This is a genomic window from Pseudomonas sp. FW215-R2 (assembly GCF_058789255.1).
On record NZ_JBYTBO010000009.1, the window covers coordinates 63,946 to 80,435 of the forward strand.

At 60.3% G+C, this 16,490-nt stretch carries 14 protein-coding genes; 11 read left to right on the forward strand and 3 right to left on the reverse strand.

What is annotated here, in order from left to right; all coding sequences use genetic code 11:
• Positions 1 to 5: 5 nt before the first annotated feature.
• The 3 genes from mupP to AC3WRD_RS14350 are packed head-to-tail and all read right to left on the reverse strand — an operon-like array spanning position 6 to position 2,772.
• Complete coding sequence (gene mupP / locus AC3WRD_RS14340) at positions 6 to 677, reverse strand: N-acetylmuramic acid 6-phosphate phosphatase MupP (protein ID WP_096821015.1); 672 nt, start codon at positions 675 to 677, stop codon at positions 6 to 8.
• Positions 678 to 681: 4 nt separating this feature from the next.
• Complete coding sequence (gene ubiG / locus AC3WRD_RS14345) at positions 682 to 1,380, reverse strand: bifunctional 2-polyprenyl-6-hydroxyphenol methylase/3-demethylubiquinol 3-O-methyltransferase UbiG (RefSeq protein WP_007950906.1); 699 nt, start codon at positions 1,378 to 1,380, stop codon at positions 682 to 684.
• Positions 1,381 to 1,437: 57 nt separating this feature from the next.
• Positions 1,438 to 2,772 (reverse strand): TRZ/ATZ family hydrolase, encoded by a 1,335-nt coding sequence (locus AC3WRD_RS14350; RefSeq protein WP_102620488.1) that lies wholly within the window; start codon positions 2,770 to 2,772, stop codon positions 1,438 to 1,440.
• Positions 2,773 to 2,880: 108 nt separating this feature from the next.
• Here AC3WRD_RS14350 and mtnA point away from each other — a divergent pair, with 108 nt between their 5' ends.
• The 11 genes from mtnA (at position 2,881) to AC3WRD_RS14405 (ending at position 16,465) form a co-directional block, all read left to right on the forward strand.
• A complete protein-coding gene (mtnA, locus tag AC3WRD_RS14355) occupies positions 2,881 to 3,957 on the forward strand; it encodes an S-methyl-5-thioribose-1-phosphate isomerase (protein ID WP_102620487.1) in 1,077 nt (358 codons plus the stop codon).
• Between the two features lie 424 nt (positions 3,958 to 4,381).
• The gene (gene gyrA / locus AC3WRD_RS14360) at positions 4,382 to 7,165 is read left to right on the forward strand and encodes a DNA gyrase subunit A (protein WP_096821018.1); all 2,784 of its coding nucleotides are present in this window, start codon (positions 4,382 to 4,384) and stop codon (positions 7,163 to 7,165) included.
• Between the two features lie 64 nt (positions 7,166 to 7,229).
• Positions 7,230 to 8,315: a 3-phosphoserine/phosphohydroxythreonine transaminase gene (gene serC, locus AC3WRD_RS14365; protein ID WP_102620486.1), complete on the forward strand. Its 1,086-nt coding sequence runs from the start codon at positions 7,230 to 7,232 to the stop codon at positions 8,313 to 8,315.
• A complete protein-coding gene (gene pheA / locus AC3WRD_RS14370) occupies positions 8,315 to 9,409 on the forward strand; it encodes a prephenate dehydratase (RefSeq protein ID WP_007950913.1) in 1,095 nt (364 codons plus the stop codon). The genes serC and pheA overlap by 1 nt, the downstream gene beginning before the upstream one ends.
• Before the next feature lie 12 nt (positions 9,410 to 9,421).
• Positions 9,422 to 10,534: a histidinol-phosphate transaminase gene (gene hisC / locus AC3WRD_RS14375; RefSeq protein ID WP_102620485.1), complete on the forward strand. Its 1,113-nt coding sequence runs from the start codon at positions 9,422 to 9,424 to the stop codon at positions 10,532 to 10,534.
• 28 nt (positions 10,535 to 10,562) lie between these two features.
• Positions 10,563 to 12,770 carry a bifunctional prephenate dehydrogenase/3-phosphoshikimate 1-carboxyvinyltransferase gene (locus AC3WRD_RS14380; protein WP_256580590.1) on the forward strand — a complete coding sequence of 736 codons (2,208 nt, stop codon included), beginning with the start codon at positions 10,563 to 10,565 and terminating at the stop codon, positions 12,768 to 12,770.
• On the forward strand, positions 12,767 to 13,456 hold the full coding sequence (gene cmk / locus AC3WRD_RS14385; protein ID WP_007950916.1) for a (d)CMP kinase: 690 nt from the start codon (positions 12,767 to 12,769) through the stop codon (positions 13,454 to 13,456). The genes AC3WRD_RS14380 and cmk overlap by 4 nt, the downstream gene beginning before the upstream one ends.
• 120 nt (positions 13,457 to 13,576) lie before the next feature.
• Entirely contained in the window at positions 13,577 to 15,262 is a 1,686-nt protein-coding gene (rpsA, locus tag AC3WRD_RS14390; protein WP_007950918.1) for a 30S ribosomal protein S1, read from the forward strand.
• 207 nt (positions 15,263 to 15,469) lie between these two features.
• Positions 15,470 to 15,748, forward strand: a complete 279-nt coding sequence (locus tag AC3WRD_RS14395) for a hypothetical protein (protein WP_102620483.1) — start codon at positions 15,470 to 15,472, stop codon at positions 15,746 to 15,748.
• A gap of 153 nt (positions 15,749 to 15,901) precedes the next feature.
• Entirely contained in the window at positions 15,902 to 16,198 is a 297-nt protein-coding gene (gene ihfB, locus AC3WRD_RS14400; protein WP_003189779.1) for an integration host factor subunit beta, read from the forward strand.
• Positions 16,199 to 16,225: 27 nt separating this feature from the next.
• The gene (locus AC3WRD_RS14405; RefSeq protein ID WP_102620482.1) at positions 16,226 to 16,465 is read left to right on the forward strand and encodes a lipopolysaccharide assembly protein LapA domain-containing protein; all 240 of its coding nucleotides are present in this window, start codon (positions 16,226 to 16,228) and stop codon (positions 16,463 to 16,465) included.
• Positions 16,466 to 16,490: the final 25 nt, after the last annotated feature.

A 16,490-nucleotide genomic window follows, 5' to 3' on the forward strand; every position in this document is an offset into this window, starting at 1 on the left:
ACGATTCAGCAACTGCAGAGTGCGTTATCCAGCACCTTGCGCAACTCCAGCGGATGATCCACCACCACGTCCGCGCCCCAGTGCCGCGGGTTGTCGTCCGGGTGAATGTAGCCATAGGTCACGGCGGCGGTCCTGGTGCCCGCGTCACGGCCGGATTCGATATCGCGCAGATCATCGCCGATAAACAGAACGCTCGATGGATCCAGATCAAGCATCTTGCAGGCGAGGATCAGCATCTCGGGATCCGGTTTGCTGTTCTTCACGTGATCCGGGCAGATCAGCAGGGCCGAGCGCTCGGCCAGCCCCAGTTGCTGCATGATCGGTTCGGCGAAGCGCAATGGCTTGTTGGTGACCACACCCCAGACCAGATTGGCTTTTTCGATGTCGGCCAGCACTTCGCCCATGCCGTCGAACAGCTTGCTGTGCACGGCGCAGCCGGCGAGGTAGCGCTCGAGGAACTCAAGGCGCAACTCCTCGAAGCCCGGTGATTCCGGATCCATCGAAAACGTCACTGCGACCATGGCCTTGGCGCCGCCGGAGATTTCGTCGCGGATGTGCTTGTCGTTCATTGGCGGCAAACCGCGATCCGCGCGCATCGCCTGGCAAATGGCGATGAAATCCGGCGCGGTGTCGAGCAGCGTGCCGTCCATGTCGAAAAGGACTGCTCTGATGGCCATCGGCTTACTCCTCGCGCAGGGTCTGGATCATGTAGTTGACGTCAACGTCCGCCGCCAGCTTGTAGTGCTTGGTCAGCGGGTTGTAGGTCAGACCGATGATGTCCTTGACGGTGAGGCCGGCCATGCGGCTCCACGCACCCAGCTCGGATGGGCGGATGAATTTCTTGAAGTCGTGGGTGCCGCGTGGCAGCAACTTCATGATGTACTCGGCGCCGACGATGGCGAACAGGTACGCCTTCGGGTTGCGGTTGATGGTGGAGAAGAACACCTGGCCACCAGGCTTGACCATGCGGAAGCAGGCGCGGATCACCGACGATGGGTCCGGCACGTGTTCGAGCATTTCCAGGCAGGTGACGACGTCGAACTGCTCGGGCATTTCTTCGGCCAGGGCTTCGGCGGTGATCTGCCGGTACTCGACGTTCACGCCGGACTCCAACTGATGCAGTTGCGCGACCGCCAGCGGCGCTTCGCCCATGTCGATGCCGGTCACGGTCGCGCCGCGCTGGGCCATGGCTTCGCTGAGGATGCCGCCACCGCAACCGACGTCGAGGACTTTCTTGCCGGCCAGGTTGACGCGCTCGTCAATCCAGTTGACCCGCAGCGGGTTGATGTCGTGCAGCGGTTTGAACTCGCTTTCGCGGTCCCACCAGCGATGGGCCAGTGCTTCGAATTTGGCGATTTCGGCGTGGTCGACGTTGCTCATGATTCAATCCTCTAAAACTTGAAAAAGGCTGTAGCCCCGGAGTTTGCCCCGGGGTGTTTACGATTCGGTGTGGCCGCTGATGCGACGGCCCCAGGCCCGGGCGGTTTCGCCCAGCTGCTGTTCGTCCAGGCGCGTCAGGCGCCGGTCGTCGAGTAATTGCTTGCCGGCGACCCACAGGTGTTTCACACAGTCCCGGCCGGTGGCGTAAATAAGTTGCGAGACCGGGTCATAGACCGGTTGCTGTGCCAGGCCGGACAGATCGAACGCGACAATGTCCGCGGCCTTGCCGAGTTCCAGGGAGCCGGTCTCGGCTTCGATCCCCAAGGCCCGCGCGCCGTTCAGCGTGGCCATGCGCAGCGCCCGATGGGCGTCCAGCGCGGTGGCCGAGCCAGCAACAGCCTTGGCCAACAGTGCCGCCGTGCGGGTTTCGCCCAGCAGGTCCAGATCATTGTTGCTCGCCGCGCCATCGGTGCCGACCGCGACGTTGACCCCGGCCTGCCACAGGCGCTCGACCGGGCAGAAGCCGCTGGCCAGTTTCAGGTTCGACTCCGGGCAATGGATCACATTGGTGTTGCTTTCTACCAGCAACGCCAGGTCGTCATCGCTGATCTGGGTCATGTGCACGGCCTGGAAGCGCGGCCCGAGCAGGCCCAGTCGGCCGAGGCGGGCCAGCGGGCGTTCGCCGCGCTGTTCAACGGCCTGTTGCACTTCGAAAGCGGTTTCGTGGACGTGCATGTGAATCGAGGCGTCCAGCTCTTCGGCGATCACGCGGATTTTTTCCAGGTTCTCATCGCCGACGGTGTAGGGTGCATGAGGGCCGAAGGTGATTTTGATGCGTTCGTGATGCTTCAGATCGCCGAACAGTTCGACGCCCTGACGAATGGCTTCATCGGCGCTGGCAGCGCCCGGAATCGGGAAATCGAGGATCGGAATGGCGATCTGCGCACGGATTCCGCTGTTGTGCACGCGCTCACTGGCAACCTTCGGGAAGAAATACATGTCCGAGAAACAGGTGATGCCACCTTTTATCTGCTCGGCGATGGCCAGGTCAGTGCCGTCACGCACGAAATCTTCATCGACCCATTTGCCTTCGGCGGGCCAGATATGGTTTTCCAGCCAGGTCATCAACGGCAGATCGTCAGCGAGGCCGCGGAACAGGGTCATGGCGGCATGGCCATGAGCGTTGATCAGGCCGGGGCTGAGCAGCACGTCCGGCAATTCGCGGACTTCGGCGGCGTTACACTTCAAGGCTTCGGCACGCGGGCCGATGAACACGATGCGGCCGTCGCGGATGCCCAGGCCATGCTCCTTGAGCACCACGCCTGCGGGTTCGACGGGTACCAGCCAGGTCGGCAGCAATAATAAGTCGAGCGCAATGGCAGGTTTCGGCATCGAGGGTCGGTTCCAGTGCTTTTGTAAAGGATGGCGAAGTATACCCGAGCGTCTTCGCGGGGGGATCGCTATAATCGGCGGCTTTTGTTCATGAGTGCGGGGTGAGGGATGCGCGATCGACTGTTGGCTGCGGAGAAAGTGAAGGCCATCGATTGGCGTGATGGCGCGCTCTACCTGCTGGATCAGCGCGTTTTGCCATTCGAGGAAAACTGGATCGCCTACACCAGCGCCGCCGGCGTGGCCGAAGCGATTCGCTCGATGGTGGTGCGCGGTGCGCCGGCGATCGGCATCAGCGCTGCGTACGGCATCGTGCTGGCGGCCCGTACCCGGATTGCCGAGGGTGGCGACTGGTATGCGGCGCTGGAAGAGGATTTCATGCTGTTGGCCGATTCCCGTCCGACCGCGGTCAACCTGTTCTGGGCGTTGAATCGCATGCATGACCGGCTGGATCGCCTGAAGGACAACGCCGATCCGCTGGCGGCGCTCGAAGCCGAAGCTATCGCCATTCATGAAAGCGATCGTGAAGCCAACCTGACCATGGCTCAGCTCGGCGTCGACCTGATCCGCAAACATCAGGGCAATGCTCAGGCGATCCTGACCCACTGCAACACCGGCGCCCTGGCCACCGGCGGTTTCGGCACGGCGCTCGGGGTGATCCGCGCGGCGTTCATCGAAGGTATGGTCGAGCGTGTCTATGCCGACGAAACCCGGCCGTGGCTGCAGGGTTCGCGCCTGACCGCGTGGGAACTGGCCAACGAAGGCATTCCGGTAACGCTCAATGCCGACTCCGCCGCCGCGCACATCATGAAAACCAAAGGCGTGACCTGGGTGATCGTCGGCGCCGACCGGATCACCGCCAACGGCGACGTGGCGAACAAGATCGGTACCTATCAACTGGCGGTCAACGCCATGCACCACGGCGTGCGTTTCATGGTGGTGGCACCGAGTTCGACCATCGACATGAATCTGGCCAGCGGTGATGACATTCCGATCGAGGAGCGCGACGGCGCCGAGTTGCTGGAAGTCGGCGGCAAGCGCGTCGGGGCGGATGTCGAAGCGTTCAACCCGGTATTTGACGTGACGCCGGCGGACCTGATCGATGCGATCGTCACCGAAAAAGGCATCGTCGAGCGCCCGGACACCGCGAAAATGGCCCAGTTGATGTGTCGCAAGCGCTTGCATTAAGGGTGTTCACTGCCCGCTAAATGGCCATCGCCAGCAGGCTGACTCCTACAGGTTTTGTGTCCGATACGGATCCTGTGGGAGCCGGCTTGCCAGCGATGGGGCCTTGAAAGTCAATAAACATCCGCGATTTCGTCTCGAAATTTGCATTCGGAGAAGCTCTGAGCCTCTCTCGTCCCCGTTAAGCCTGTCATCGGTCATCTAACTATGCTCCATGCGCATCTGGGGGATAGGTGCGTGGCGGCTCTTGTGATAACATCCGGCGTTTTCCGAGGCAGTCCCACGGGGTTGTCTTCACTGCGCAAATCCAGGGTCAACTTGTTGATTTGTCGTAAGTCGGCGCAAGGCACTCAGCCTGCATCGACGAGCTTCGTGCGTCCCCTATGGATATGGCGAAGTTTCACCAGAAAAAGGAATCAGGCTTCTCATGGGCGAACTGGCCAAAGAAATCCTCCCGGTCAATATCGAAGACGAGCTGAAACAGTCCTATCTCGATTACGCGATGAGCGTGATCGTCGGCCGTGCACTGCCGGATGCGCGCGATGGCTTGAAGCCCGTGCACCGTCGCGTGCTGTTCGCGATGAGCGAGCTGGGCAACGACTTCAACAAGCCGTACAAGAAATCTGCCCGTGTCGTCGGTGACGTGATCGGTAAGTATCACCCGCACGGTGATACCGCGGTGTACGACACCATCGTTCGTATGGCGCAGCCATTCTCGCTGCGTTATCTGCTGGTGGACGGTCAGGGCAACTTCGGTTCGGTGGACGGCGACAACGCCGCGGCCATGCGATACACCGAAGTGCGCATGACCAAGCTGGCGCACGAGCTGCTGGCCGACCTGCACAAGGAAACCGTGGACTGGGTGCCGAACTACGACGGCACCGAACTGATCCCGGCGGTCATGCCGACCCGCGTTCCGAACCTGCTGGTCAACGGTTCCAGTGGTATCGCCGTGGGCATGGCGACCAACATTCCGCCGCACAACCTCGGTGAAGTCATCGACGGTTGCCTGGCCCTCATCGACAACCCCGAGCTGACCGTCGATGAGCTGATGCAATACATTCCCGGTCCGGACTTCCCGACCGCCGCGATCATCAACGGTCGCGCCGGCATCATCGAAGCCTACCGCACCGGCCGTGGCCGCATTTACATGCGCGCCCGTTCGATCATCGAAGACATCGACAAGGTCGGTGGCCGTCAGCAGATCGTCATCACCGAGCTGCCTTACCAGCTGAACAAGGCGCGTCTGATCGAGAAGATCGCCGAGCTGGTAAAAGAGAAGAAACTCGAAGGCATCACCGAACTGCGCGACGAGTCCGACAAGGACGGTATGCGCGTCGTGATTGAGCTGCGTCGCGGCGAAGTGCCTGAGGTGATCCTCAACAACCTCTACGCCCAGACCCAGCTGCAATCGGTATTCGGCATCAACATCGTTGCGCTGATCGACGGTCGTCCACGCATCCTGAACCTCAAGGATCTGCTGGAAGCCTTCGTCCGTCACCGTCGTGAAGTTGTTACCCGCCGTACCGTGTTCGAACTGCGCAAGGCTCGTGAGCGTGGTCACATCCTCGAAGGTCAGGCGGTAGCCCTGTCGAACATCGACCCGGTGATCGCGCTGATCAAGGCTTCGCCGACGCCGTCGGAAGCCAAGGAAGCGCTGGTCAGCACGCCGTGGGAGTCCTCGGCTGTGGTCGCGATGGTCGAGCGTGCCGGTGCCGATTCGTGCCGTCCGGAAAACCTCGATCCGCAATACGGTCTGCGTGAAGGCAAGTACTTCCTGTCGCCGGAACAGGCGCAAGCCATTCTGGAACTGCGTCTGCACCGCCTGACCGGCCTGGAACACGAAAAGCTGCTGGCCGAGTATCAAGAGATCCTCAACCAGATCGGCGAGCTGATCCGCATCCTCAACAGCGCCGTGCGCCTGATGGAAGTGATCCGCGAAGAACTGGAAGTGATCCGTGCCGAATACGGCGACGTGCGCCGCACCGAGATTCTCGATGCACGCCTCGACCTGACCCTGGGTGACATGATCCCGGAAGAAGAGCGCGTCGTGACCATCTCCCACGGCGGCTATGCCAAGACCCAGCCACTGGCTGCGTACCAGGCTCAGCGTCGTGGCGGTAAAGGCAAATCGGCTACCGGCGTGAAGGATGAGGACTACATCGCTCACCTGCTGGTTGCCAACAGCCACACCACGCTGCTGCTGTTCTCCAGCAAGGGCAAGGTGTACTGGCTCAAGACCTACGAGATTCCGGAAGCGTCCCGCGCCGCTCGTGGTCGTCCGCTGGTCAACCTGCTGCCTCTGGATGACGGTGAGTACATCACCACCATGCTGCCGGTCGATCTCGAAGCCATGAAGCGTCAGGCTGATGAAGAAGAAGCCGAAGGCGCCGAGGCTGATGTAGAAGAAATCGAAAACAGCAACGAAACCGAAGAAGAGCGCAAGGCACGTATCAAGGCTGCCGACCGCAAGAAGGCACCGTTCATCTTCATGTCGACCGCCAACGGTACCGTCAAGAAGACCCCGCTGGTGGCCTTCAGCCGTCAGCGCAGCGTCGGTCTGATCGCGCTGGAGCTGGACGAAGGCGACATCCTGATCTCCGCTGCCATCACCGATGGCGAGCAGGAAATCATGCTGTTCTCCGACGGCGGCAAGGTGACGCGCTTCAAGGAATCGGAAGTCCGCGCCATGGGCCGTACCGCTCGCGGTGTGCGTGGCATGCGTCTGCCGGAAGGGCAGAAGCTGATTTCCATGCTGATCCCGGAAGAAGGCAGCGAGATCCTGACGGCTTCCGAGCGCGGCTACGGCAAGCGCACGGCGATCACCGAGTTCCCTGAATACAAGCGTGGCGGTCAGGGCGTTATCGCCATGGTCAGCAACGAACGTAACGGCCGTCTGGTCGGCGCGGTTCAGGTGCAGGATGGTGAAGAGATCATGCTGATTTCCGACCAGGGCACGCTGGTGCGTACCCGTGTCGACGAAGTCTCCAGTCTGGGTCGTAACACCCAGGGCGTGACCCTGATCAAGCTGGCCAAGGATGAAACCCTGGTTGGTCTGGAGCGGGTCCAGGAGCCTTCGGAAGTCGAGGGTGAAGAGTTTGAGGGTGAAGAAGGTGTCGAGCTGGAAGAAGGCGTGATCGGCGCCGAACCGGACGATGCAGTCGACAACCTGCAGGCGGACGCCGCAGACGAAGAAGAGTCGCAAGACTAACCAAACCGTAGCAGGGCAGAGTGTTTGCTCTGTCCGCTACCGTGATTGCATAGCGAGAGTGGATGTGAGCAAACGAGCCTTTAACTTCTGCGCAGGTCCCGCTGCGCTGCCTGAAGCTGTCCTGTTGCGTGCCCAGTCCGAGCTGCTCGACTGGCACGGCAAGGGTCTGTCGGTCATGGAAATGAGCCATCGTAGTGATGACTACGTGGCCATCGCCGAGAAAGCCGAACAGGACCTGCGCGACCTGCTGTCCATCCCCTCCAATTACAAAGTGCTGTTCCTGCAGGGCGGCGCGAGCCAGCAGTTCGCCGAGATTCCGCTGAACCTGCTGCCCGAGAACGGCACTGCCGACTATGTCGAAACCGGCATCTGGTCGAAGAAAGCCATCGAGGAAGCGCGTCGCTTCGGCAAAATCAACGTTGCCGCCAGCGCCAAGCCTTATGACTACCTGGCCATTCCTGGTCAGAACGAGTGGAAGCTGACCCCGGGTGCGGCCTATCTGCACTATGCGTCAAACGAAACCATCGGTGGCCTGCAGTTTGACTGGGTTCCCGAGGCCGGTGACGTTCCGCTGGTGGTCGACATGTCCTCCGATATCCTCTCGCGCCCGATCGATGTGTCGCAGTACGGTCTGATCTACGCCGGTGCGCAGAAGAACATCGGCCCGAGCGGTCTGGTGGTGGTGATCGTCCGTGAGGACCTGATGGGCCGCGCCCGCAGTTCGTGCCCGACCATGCTCGACTACAAGGTCTCGGCCGACAACGGTTCGATGTACAACACCCCGGCCACCTATTCCTGGTACCTCTCGGGCCTCGTTTTCGAGTGGCTGAAGGAGCAGGGCGGCGTCGCCGCGATGGAGCAGCGCAACAAGGCGAAGAAAGATCGCCTGTACGGCTTCATCGACAACAGCGATTTCTACACCAACCCGATCAGCATCAACGCCCGCTCGTGGATGAACGTGCCGTTCCGCCTGGCTGACGAGCGTCTGGACAAGGCGTTCCTGGCCGGCGCCGACGCCCGTGGCCTGCTCAACCTCAAGGGGCATCGTTCGGTCGGCGGCATGCGTGCCTCGATCTATAACGCCCTGGGCCTGGATGCGGTTGAGGCTCTGGTTGGTTACATGGCTGAATTCGAGAAGGAGCATTCCTGATGTCCGAGCAGGAGCTCAAGGCGCTGCGCGTTCGCATCGATAACCTGGATGAGAAGATCCTCCAGCTGATCAGCGATCGTGCACGCTGCGCCGAAGAGGTTGCACGGGTCAAGATGGCCAGTCTGGCCGAAGGCGAGCAGCCGGTGTTCTATCGTCCGGAGCGCGAGGCGCAGGTCCTCAAGCGCGTGATGGAACGCAACAAGGGGCCGCTGGGCAACGAAGAGATGGCGCGGCTGTTCCGCGAAATCATGTCCTCGTGCCTCGCCCTCGAGAACCCGCTGAAAGTAGCCTACCTCGGTCCGGAAGGCACCTTCACCCAAGCGGCGGCCATGAAGCACTTCGGTCACGCGGTGATCAGCAAGCCGATGGCGGCGATCGACGAAGTGTTCCGCGAAGTGGCGGCCGGTGCGGTGAATTTTGGCGTGGTGCCGGTGGAGAACTCCACCGAAGGTGCGGTCAACCACACCCTCGACAGCTTCCTCGAGCACGACATGGTCATCTGTGGCGAAGTCGAGCTGCGGATTCACCACCATCTGCTGGTAGGTGAAAACACCAAGACCGACAGCATCAGCCGCATTTATTCCCACGCCCAGTCGCTGGCCCAGTGCCGCAAGTGGCTGGACGCCCATTACCCGAATGTCGAGCGCGTGGCGGTGTCCAGCAACGCCGAAGCGGCCAAGCGGGTCAAGGGTGAGTGGAACTCGGCGGCGATCGCCGGTGACATGGCGGCCGGGCTGTATGGCCTGACCCGTCTGGCCGAGAAGATCGAGGATCGTCCGGACAACTCCACGCGCTTCCTGATGATCGGTAACCAGGAAGTGCCGCCGACCGGCGACGACAAGACGTCGATCATCGTGTCCATGAGCAACAAGCCCGGCGCGCTCCATGAGCTGCTGGTGCCGTTCCATGACAACGGGATCGACCTGACCCGGATCGAAACCCGTCCGTCGCGCAGCGGTAAATGGACCTACGTGTTCTTCATCGACTTCGTCGGCCATCACCGTGATCCGCTGATCAAGGGTGTGCTGGAAAAGATCAGTCAGGAAGCAGTAGCACTCAAGGTGCTGGGTTCCTACCCGAAAGCAGTTCTTTAAGGGGTGGTAGCAATGAGTGGCAACTTCCTCGCTCTGGCACAGCCGGGCGTGCAACAACTTTCGCCATACGTTCCGGGCAAGCCCGTGGACGAACTGGCTCGCGAACTGGATCTGGATCCGGCGAGCATCGTCAAACTGGCGAGCAACGAAAACCCGCTGGGCGCCAGCCCGAAGGCGCTGGCCGCGATCCGCGAAGCGCTGGATGAGCTGACCCGTTATCCGGACGGTAACGGTTTTGCGCTGAAATCCCTGCTGGCCGAGCAGTGCCGTGTCGAGCTGAACCAGGTCACCCTGGGCAACGGCTCCAATGACATTCTCGAGCTGGTGGCGCGCGCCTACCTGGCGCCGGGCCTGAATGCCGTGTTCAGTGAGCACGCGTTCGCGGTCTATCCGATTGCGACCCAGGCGGTCGGTGCTCAGGCCAAAGTCGTTCCGGCCAAGGATTGGGGGCATGACCTGCCAGCGATGCTGGCCGCCATCGACGCCAACACTCGCGTGGTGTTCATCGCCAACCCGAACAACCCGACCGGCACCTGGTTCGGCGCCGAGGCGCTGGACGAGTTCCTGCAGGACGTGCCGGAGCACGTGCTGGTGGTGCTGGACGAGGCTTACATCGAATACGCCGAAGGCAGCGATCTGCCGGATGGTCTGGATTTCCTCGCGGCTTACCCGAACCTGCTGGTCTCGCGCACCTTCTCCAAGGCCTACGGTCTGGCGGCGCTGCGGGTTGGCTACGGTTTGTCCACGCCAGTGGTGGCGGATGTGCTGAATCGCGTGCGTCAGCCGTTCAACGTCAACAGTCTGGCCTTGGCCGCGGCGTGTGCGGCGCTGAAGGACGAGGAATATCTGGCGCAGAGCCGTCAGCTCAACGAGTCCGGCATGCAACAGCTGGAAGCGGGTTTCCGCGAGCTGGGCCTGAGCTGGATTCCGTCCAAGGGCAACTTTATCTGCGTCGACCTCGGTCAGGTGGCGGCTCCGGTGTTCCAGAGTCTGCTGCGCGAAGGCGTGATCGTGCGTCCGGTGGCCAACTACGGCATGCCGAACCATCTGCGGGTGACCATCGGTCTGCCGGCGGAAAACAGCCGCTTCCTCGAAGCGCTGCGCAAGGTTCTGGCTCGTGGGTGATGTCACTGCGCTGCAATCTGCTGCACCTATGATCGGGCGCCTGGTGGTGGTCGGTCTGGGGTTGATCGGTGGTTCGTTTGCCAAAGGCTTGCGTGAGAGCGGTCTGTGCCGCGAAGTGGTCGGGGTCGATCTCGACCCGCAATCGCGAAAGCTGGCGGTCGAGTTGGGTGTGGTGGATCGCTGCGAAGAAGACCTGGTGGCTGCCTGCCAGGGCGCGGACGTGATCCAGTTGGCGGTGCCGATCCTGGCCATGGAAAAAGTGCTGGCCCGTCTGGCTGGCATGGATCTGGGGCAGGCGATCCTGACGGATGTCGGCAGCGCCAAGGGCAATGTGGTGCGCGCGGCGACCGAAGCGTTCGGCGGCATGCCGGCGCGTTTCGTGCCGGGTCATCCGATTGCCGGTTCCGAGCAGAGCGGGGTGGAAGCCTCCAACTCAGAGCTGTTTCGTCGTCACAAGGTGATTCTGACCCCGCTGGAGCAGACCGATCCGGCTGCGCTGGCAGTGGTTGATCGCTTGTGGCGCGAGCTGGGTGCCGACGTCGAGCACATGCAGGTCGAGCGTCACGATGAAGTGCTGGCGGCGACCAGTCATCTGCCGCACCTGCTCGCCTTCGGTCTGGTTGATTCGCTGGCCAAGCGCAATGAAAACCTTGAGATCTTCCGTTACGCTGCGGGCGGTTTTCGCGATTTCACAAGAATCGCCGGAAGCGACCCGGTCATGTGGCATGACATCTTTCTCGCCAACCGCGAGGCTGTCCTGCGCACACTCGATACATTTCGCAGCGACCTCGACGCCTTGCGCGACGCGGTCGATGCAGGGGATGGGCACCAATTGTTGGGCGTCTTCACGCGCGCCCGGGTTGCCCGCGAGCATTTCAGTAAAATCCTGGCCCGCAGGGCCTATGTGGACGCTATGAATTCCAACGATCTGATTTTCCTGGCTCAACCTGGTGGCCGCCTGTCCGGTCGGATTCGCGTACCAGGTGACAAATCGATTTCCCACCGTTCGATCATGCTCGGTTCTCTGGCTGAAGGCGTCACTGAAGTCGAAGGCTTCCTCGAGGGCGAAGATGCCCTGGCGACCTTGCAGGCGTTCCGCGACATGGGAGTGGTCATCGAAGGCCCGCATCACGGCCGCGTGACCATTCACGGTGTCGGCCTGCACGGCCTGAAACCTGCGCCGGGCCCGATCTATCTGGGCAACTCCGGCACTTCGATGCGTCTGCTGTCCGGCCTGCTGGCCGCGCAGGATTTCGACAGCACTCTGACCGGTGATGCGTCGCTGTCGAAGCGTCCAATGAATCGCGTGGCCAACCCGCTGCGGGAAATGGGCGCCGTGATCGAAACCGCTGCCGAAGGTCGTCCGCCGATGACTATTCGTGGCGGTCACAAGCTCAAAGGCCTGACCTACACCATGCCGATGGCCAGTGCCCAGGTGAAATCCTGCCTGCTGCTGGCGGGTCTGTACGCCGAAGGCAAGACCACCGTGACCGAGCCGGCGCCGACCCGTGACCATACCGAGCGCATGCTGCGCGGCTTCGGCTATCCGGTAAGTGTCAATGGTGCCACGGCATCGGTTGAGTCCGGCGGCAAGCTGACCGCGACCCACATCGAAGTACCGGGCGACATCTCGTCGTCGGCGTTCTTCCTGGTGGCAGCGTCGATCGCCGAAGGTTCGGAGCTGGTGCTCGAGCACGTCGGTATCAACCCGACACGTACCGGTGTGATCGACATCCTGCGCTTGATGGGCGCCGACATCACCCTGGAAAACCAGCGTGAAGTGGGCGGCGAGCCGGTTGCAGACCTGCGCGTGCGAGCAGCTAAACTCAAAGGTATCGAGATTCCGGAAGCGCTGGTTCCACTGGCCATCGACGAGTTCCCGGTACTGTTCGTGGCGGCAGCCTGTGCCGAAGGGCGCACCGTGCTGACCGGCGCCGAAGAGTTGCGGGTCAAGGAATCGGACCGTATTCAGGTCATGGCGGACGGTTTGCTGGCGCTGGGCGTCAAGTGCGAGCCGACCCCGGACGGCATCATCATCGACGGCGGCCAGATTGGCGGCGGCGAAGTGCATGGTCATGGCGATCACCGTATCGCGATGGCTTTCAGCGTGGCCTCGCTGCGCGCCACTGCACCGATCCGCATCCATGATTGCGCCAACGTCGCGACATCGTTCCCGAACTTCCTGGCGCTGTGCGCGCAGGTCGGCATTCGTGTGGCGCAAGAGGCTCAGTCGTGAACAACATTGCTCCGGTCATCACCATCGATGGGCCAAGCGGCTCGGGCAAAGGCACCGTAGCCGGGATTCTGGCCAAGCGTCTGGGCTGGAACCTGCTGGATTCCGGTGCGCTGTATCGCTTGCTGGCGTTTGCTGCGCACAACCATGGTGTCGACCTGACCAATGAAGAGTTGCTGAAGAAACTGGCCGCTCATCTGGATGTGCAGTTCATCGCGGCGACCGACGGTCAGTTGCAGCGCATCATTCTGGAAGGTGATGAAGTCAGCGATGTCATCCGCACCGAGAGCGTCGGTTCCGGCGCTTCCCAGGTGGCTGCATTGCCGGCCGTGCGTGAGGCGCTGCTGCAGCGCCAGCGTGCTTTCCAGGAAACGCCGGGCCTGGTGGCCGATGGCCGCGACATGGGAACGGTGGTATTTCCGAATGCGCCCTTGAAGATTTTCCTGACCGCCAGTGCCGAGGAGCGGGCGCGCCGTCGATATTTGCAGTTGAAGGGCAAAGTCGAGGGTGTTAGTCTGTCGAGTCTGCTAGATGAGATTCGTGCGCGCGATGAGCGTGATACCCAGCGAGCGGTGGCCCCGCTCAAGCCGGCGGCCGACGCGATACAGCTGGATTCCACGGAGTTGTCCATCGATCAGGTGCTTGAACGCATCATGAGCGAGATCGCCATTCGCGATATCGCCGGGTGACCAAGAAGGCCACAGGGGACCAGTCATAGTCCTGCGGTGCTTCTTTTTAATGAAACTAACCCACATCGTCTGGGATGTGGAGATGGGCGTACTTTTTCGCCCTAATCAACAGGAATTAAAATGAGCGAAAGCTTTGCGGAACTCTTTGAAGAAAGCCTAAAGACCCTGAACCTTCAGGCAGGCTCCATCATCACCGGTGTTATCGTTGATATCGATTACCAAGCTCGCTGGGTAACCGTTCACGCTGGCCTGAAGTCCGAAGCACTGATCCCTCTGGAGCAGTTCTACAACGACGCTGGCGAACTGAACATCAACGTCGGTGACGAAGTTCACGTTGCTCTGGACTCGGTTGAAGACGGTTTCGGTGAAACCAAGCTGTCCCGTGAAAAAGCCAAGCGCGCTGAATGCTGGATCGTTCTGGAAGCAGCCTTCGCAGCTGAGGAAGTGGTCAAGGGCGTTATCAACGGTAAGGTTAAAGGCGGCTTCACTGTCGACGTTAACGGCATCCGTGCGTTCCTGCCAGGTTCCCTGGTTGACGTCCGTCCAGTGCGCGACACCACGCACCTGGAAGGCAAAGAGCTGGAATTCAAGGTCATCAAGCTGGACCAGAAGCGCAACAACGTTGTCGTTTCCCGTCGCAGCGTCCTGGAAGCCGAGAACTCCGCCGAGCGTGAAGCTCTGCTGGAATCCCTGCAAGAAGGCCAGCAAGTCAAAGGTATCGTCAAAAACCTCACCGATTACGGCGCATTCGTCGATCTGGGTGGCGTGGACGGCCTGCTGCACATCACCGACATGGCGTGGAAGCGTATCAAGCACCCTTCCGAAATCGTCAATGTTGGCGACGAGATCGACGTCAAGGTTCTGAAGTACGATCGCGAGCGCAATCGTGTTTCCCTGGGCCTGAAGCAACTGGGCGAAGATCCATGGGTTGCTATCAAAGCCCGTTACCCAGAAAGCACTCGCGTTACCGCTCGTGTAACCAACCTGACCGACTACGGCTGCTTCGCTGAGCTGGAAGAAGGCGTTGAAGGTCTGGTACACGTTTCGGAAATGGACTGGACCAACAAGAACATCCACCCTTCGAAAGTCGTACAAGTCGGCGACGAAGTGGAAGTTATGGTTCTGGACATCGACGAAGAGCGTCGTCGTATCTCCCTGGGCATCAAGCAGTGCAAGTCGAACCCATGGGAAGACTTCTCTGGCCAGTTCAACAAGGGCGATAAAATCTCCGGCACCATCAAGTCGATCACCGATTTCGGTATCTTCATTGGTCTGGACGGCGGCATCGACGGTCTGGTTCACCTGTCCGACATCTCCTGGAACGAAGTGGGCGAAGAAGCCGTACGTCGTTTCAAGAAGGGCGACGAGCTGGACACCGTTATCCTGTCGGTTGACCCAGAGCGCGAGCGTATCTCCCTGGGTATCAAGCAACTGGAAAGCGATCCGTTCTCCGAGTACGTCTCGGTTAACGACAAAGGCGCAATCGTTACTGGCACCGTGAAAGAAGTTGACGCCAAAGGCGCCATCATCGTTCTGGCCGACGATATCGAAGCGACTCTGAAAGCCTCCGAAATCAGCCGTGACCGCGTTGAAGACGCGCGCAACGTTCTGAAAGAAGGCCAGCAAGTAGAAGCCAAGATCATCAGCGTTGATCGTAAGAGCCGCGTAATCCAGCTGTCGATCAAATCGAAAGACGATGCTGAAGAGAAAGAAGCCATCCAGAGCCTGAAAGCAGCTCCGGAAGGTGAAGCAGCTGACACCACTATGGCGGCACTGCTGCGTCAAGCAATGGCCAAACAGAACTGAGTTCTGTCTGATCATTAAAAAGGGCGACTTCGGTCGCCCTTTTTTGTGCCTGCGATTTGGTGTACTGGATTCCCTATTGCTCCTTGTGTGTGAAACCAAAGTCTTCGCTTGGTGGTCTGTTTCTTTAATCGGATCAGTCGCCTATTCGCGACTAAGCTTGGTCTTAGGTGTGTAGTAGTCGGGCTGTTGCCTGGCATAAGGAAGTGGATGAACAAGTTTATTCTCCTCGTGGCTGTGCTGGTTCTGGCGGGTTGCACCACAAGTGCCAAAACCCACGCGGTGCGTGGTGTCAGCGGTATAGAGATCGACTGTTCGGGGTTGGGGTCGGGCTGGGAAAAATGTCAAAAGCGTGCGGCGAAGGAGTGCAAGGGGGCAGGTTATAAGGTGCTCACCCGATCTGATGAAGCGAAAGATGAAGATGAATTCCCTTTTGGCTTCAATCCCGCAGGCTACGTGACTCGGACCATGCTGGTGATGTGTCGCTGAGTGTCTGCTGGCGTGGATGTATGGTTTTTCGCCCTGAAAACGGGCGTTTTGACGCTGAAGAAGATATGTCAATCCCTGGGCTGTTCAAAATCTTCCGGGCATGCTAAAACCTTTCAAGCGCTGATCTAGCTGCTTGAAAAAGAAGGGAAAAATATGACGAAGTCGGAGTTGATCGAACGAATTGTCACCCATCAAGGGCTGCTCTCATCCAAGGATGTGGAGCTGGCCATCAAGACCATGCTTGAACAAATGTCCCAATGTCTGGCCACTGGTGATCGGATCGAGATCCGTGGTTTTGGCAGCTTTTCCTTGCACTATCGTGCGCCGCGGGTCGGCCGCAATCCGAAGACTGGTCAGTCTGTCAGCCTTGACGGCAAGTTTGTTCCGCATTTCAAGCCGGGCAAAGAGTTGCGTGATCGCGTGAACGAAGAAGAGGAGGAGGGGGTTTGACAGCCACGACCTTTCAGGGGGTTGCCCATGCGTAACCTCAAACGCATGCTTCTTGGCGTTTTCATTCTTTTACTGATGTTGGTGATCCTGGCGTTTGTGCTGGAGAATCAGCAGTCCATCTCGCTGATGTTCCTTGGCTGGGCGGGGCCGCAACTTCCAGTATCTCTGGTGATGGTTCTCGCGCTGCTCCTTGGGATGCTTGTCGGTCCTGTTCTGGGCTGGTTTCTGGGACGCTCGTCCCGCGCTGTGCGCAAGCGCCTTGTCTGAAAACGACAGGCGCGGGACATCCATC

Excerpts from the sequence above, each read along its gene's own strand:
- hisC (WP_102620485.1), top strand. The coding sequence starts at position 9,422 with ATGAGTGGCAACTTCCTCGCTCTGGCACAGCCGGGCGTGCAACAACTT.
- pheA (WP_007950913.1), top strand. The coding sequence starts at position 8,315 with ATGTCCGAGCAGGAGCTCAAGGCGCTGCGCGTTCGCATCGATAACCTG.
- rpsA (WP_007950918.1), top strand. The coding sequence starts at position 13,577 with ATGAGCGAAAGCTTTGCGGAACTCTTTGAAGAAAGCCTAAAGACCCTG.
- gyrA (WP_096821018.1), top strand. The coding sequence starts at position 4,382 with ATGGGCGAACTGGCCAAAGAAATCCTCCCGGTCAATATCGAAGACGAG.
- ubiG (WP_007950906.1), bottom strand. The coding sequence starts at position 1,380 with ATGAGCAACGTCGACCACGCCGAAATCGCCAAATTCGAAGCACTGGCC.
- AC3WRD_RS14380 (WP_256580590.1), top strand. The coding sequence starts at position 10,563 with ATGATCGGGCGCCTGGTGGTGGTCGGTCTGGGGTTGATCGGTGGTTCG.
- AC3WRD_RS14395 (WP_102620483.1), top strand. The coding sequence starts at position 15,470 with ATGAACAAGTTTATTCTCCTCGTGGCTGTGCTGGTTCTGGCGGGTTGC.
- mupP (WP_096821015.1), bottom strand. The coding sequence starts at position 677 with ATGGCCATCAGAGCAGTCCTTTTCGACATGGACGGCACGCTGCTCGAC.
- ihfB (WP_003189779.1), top strand. The coding sequence starts at position 15,902 with ATGACGAAGTCGGAGTTGATCGAACGAATTGTCACCCATCAAGGGCTG.
- AC3WRD_RS14350 (WP_102620488.1), bottom strand. The coding sequence starts at position 2,772 with ATGCCGAAACCTGCCATTGCGCTCGACTTATTATTGCTGCCGACCTGG.
- AC3WRD_RS14405 (WP_102620482.1), top strand. The coding sequence starts at position 16,226 with ATGCGTAACCTCAAACGCATGCTTCTTGGCGTTTTCATTCTTTTACTG.
- mtnA (WP_102620487.1), top strand. The coding sequence starts at position 2,881 with ATGCGCGATCGACTGTTGGCTGCGGAGAAAGTGAAGGCCATCGATTGG.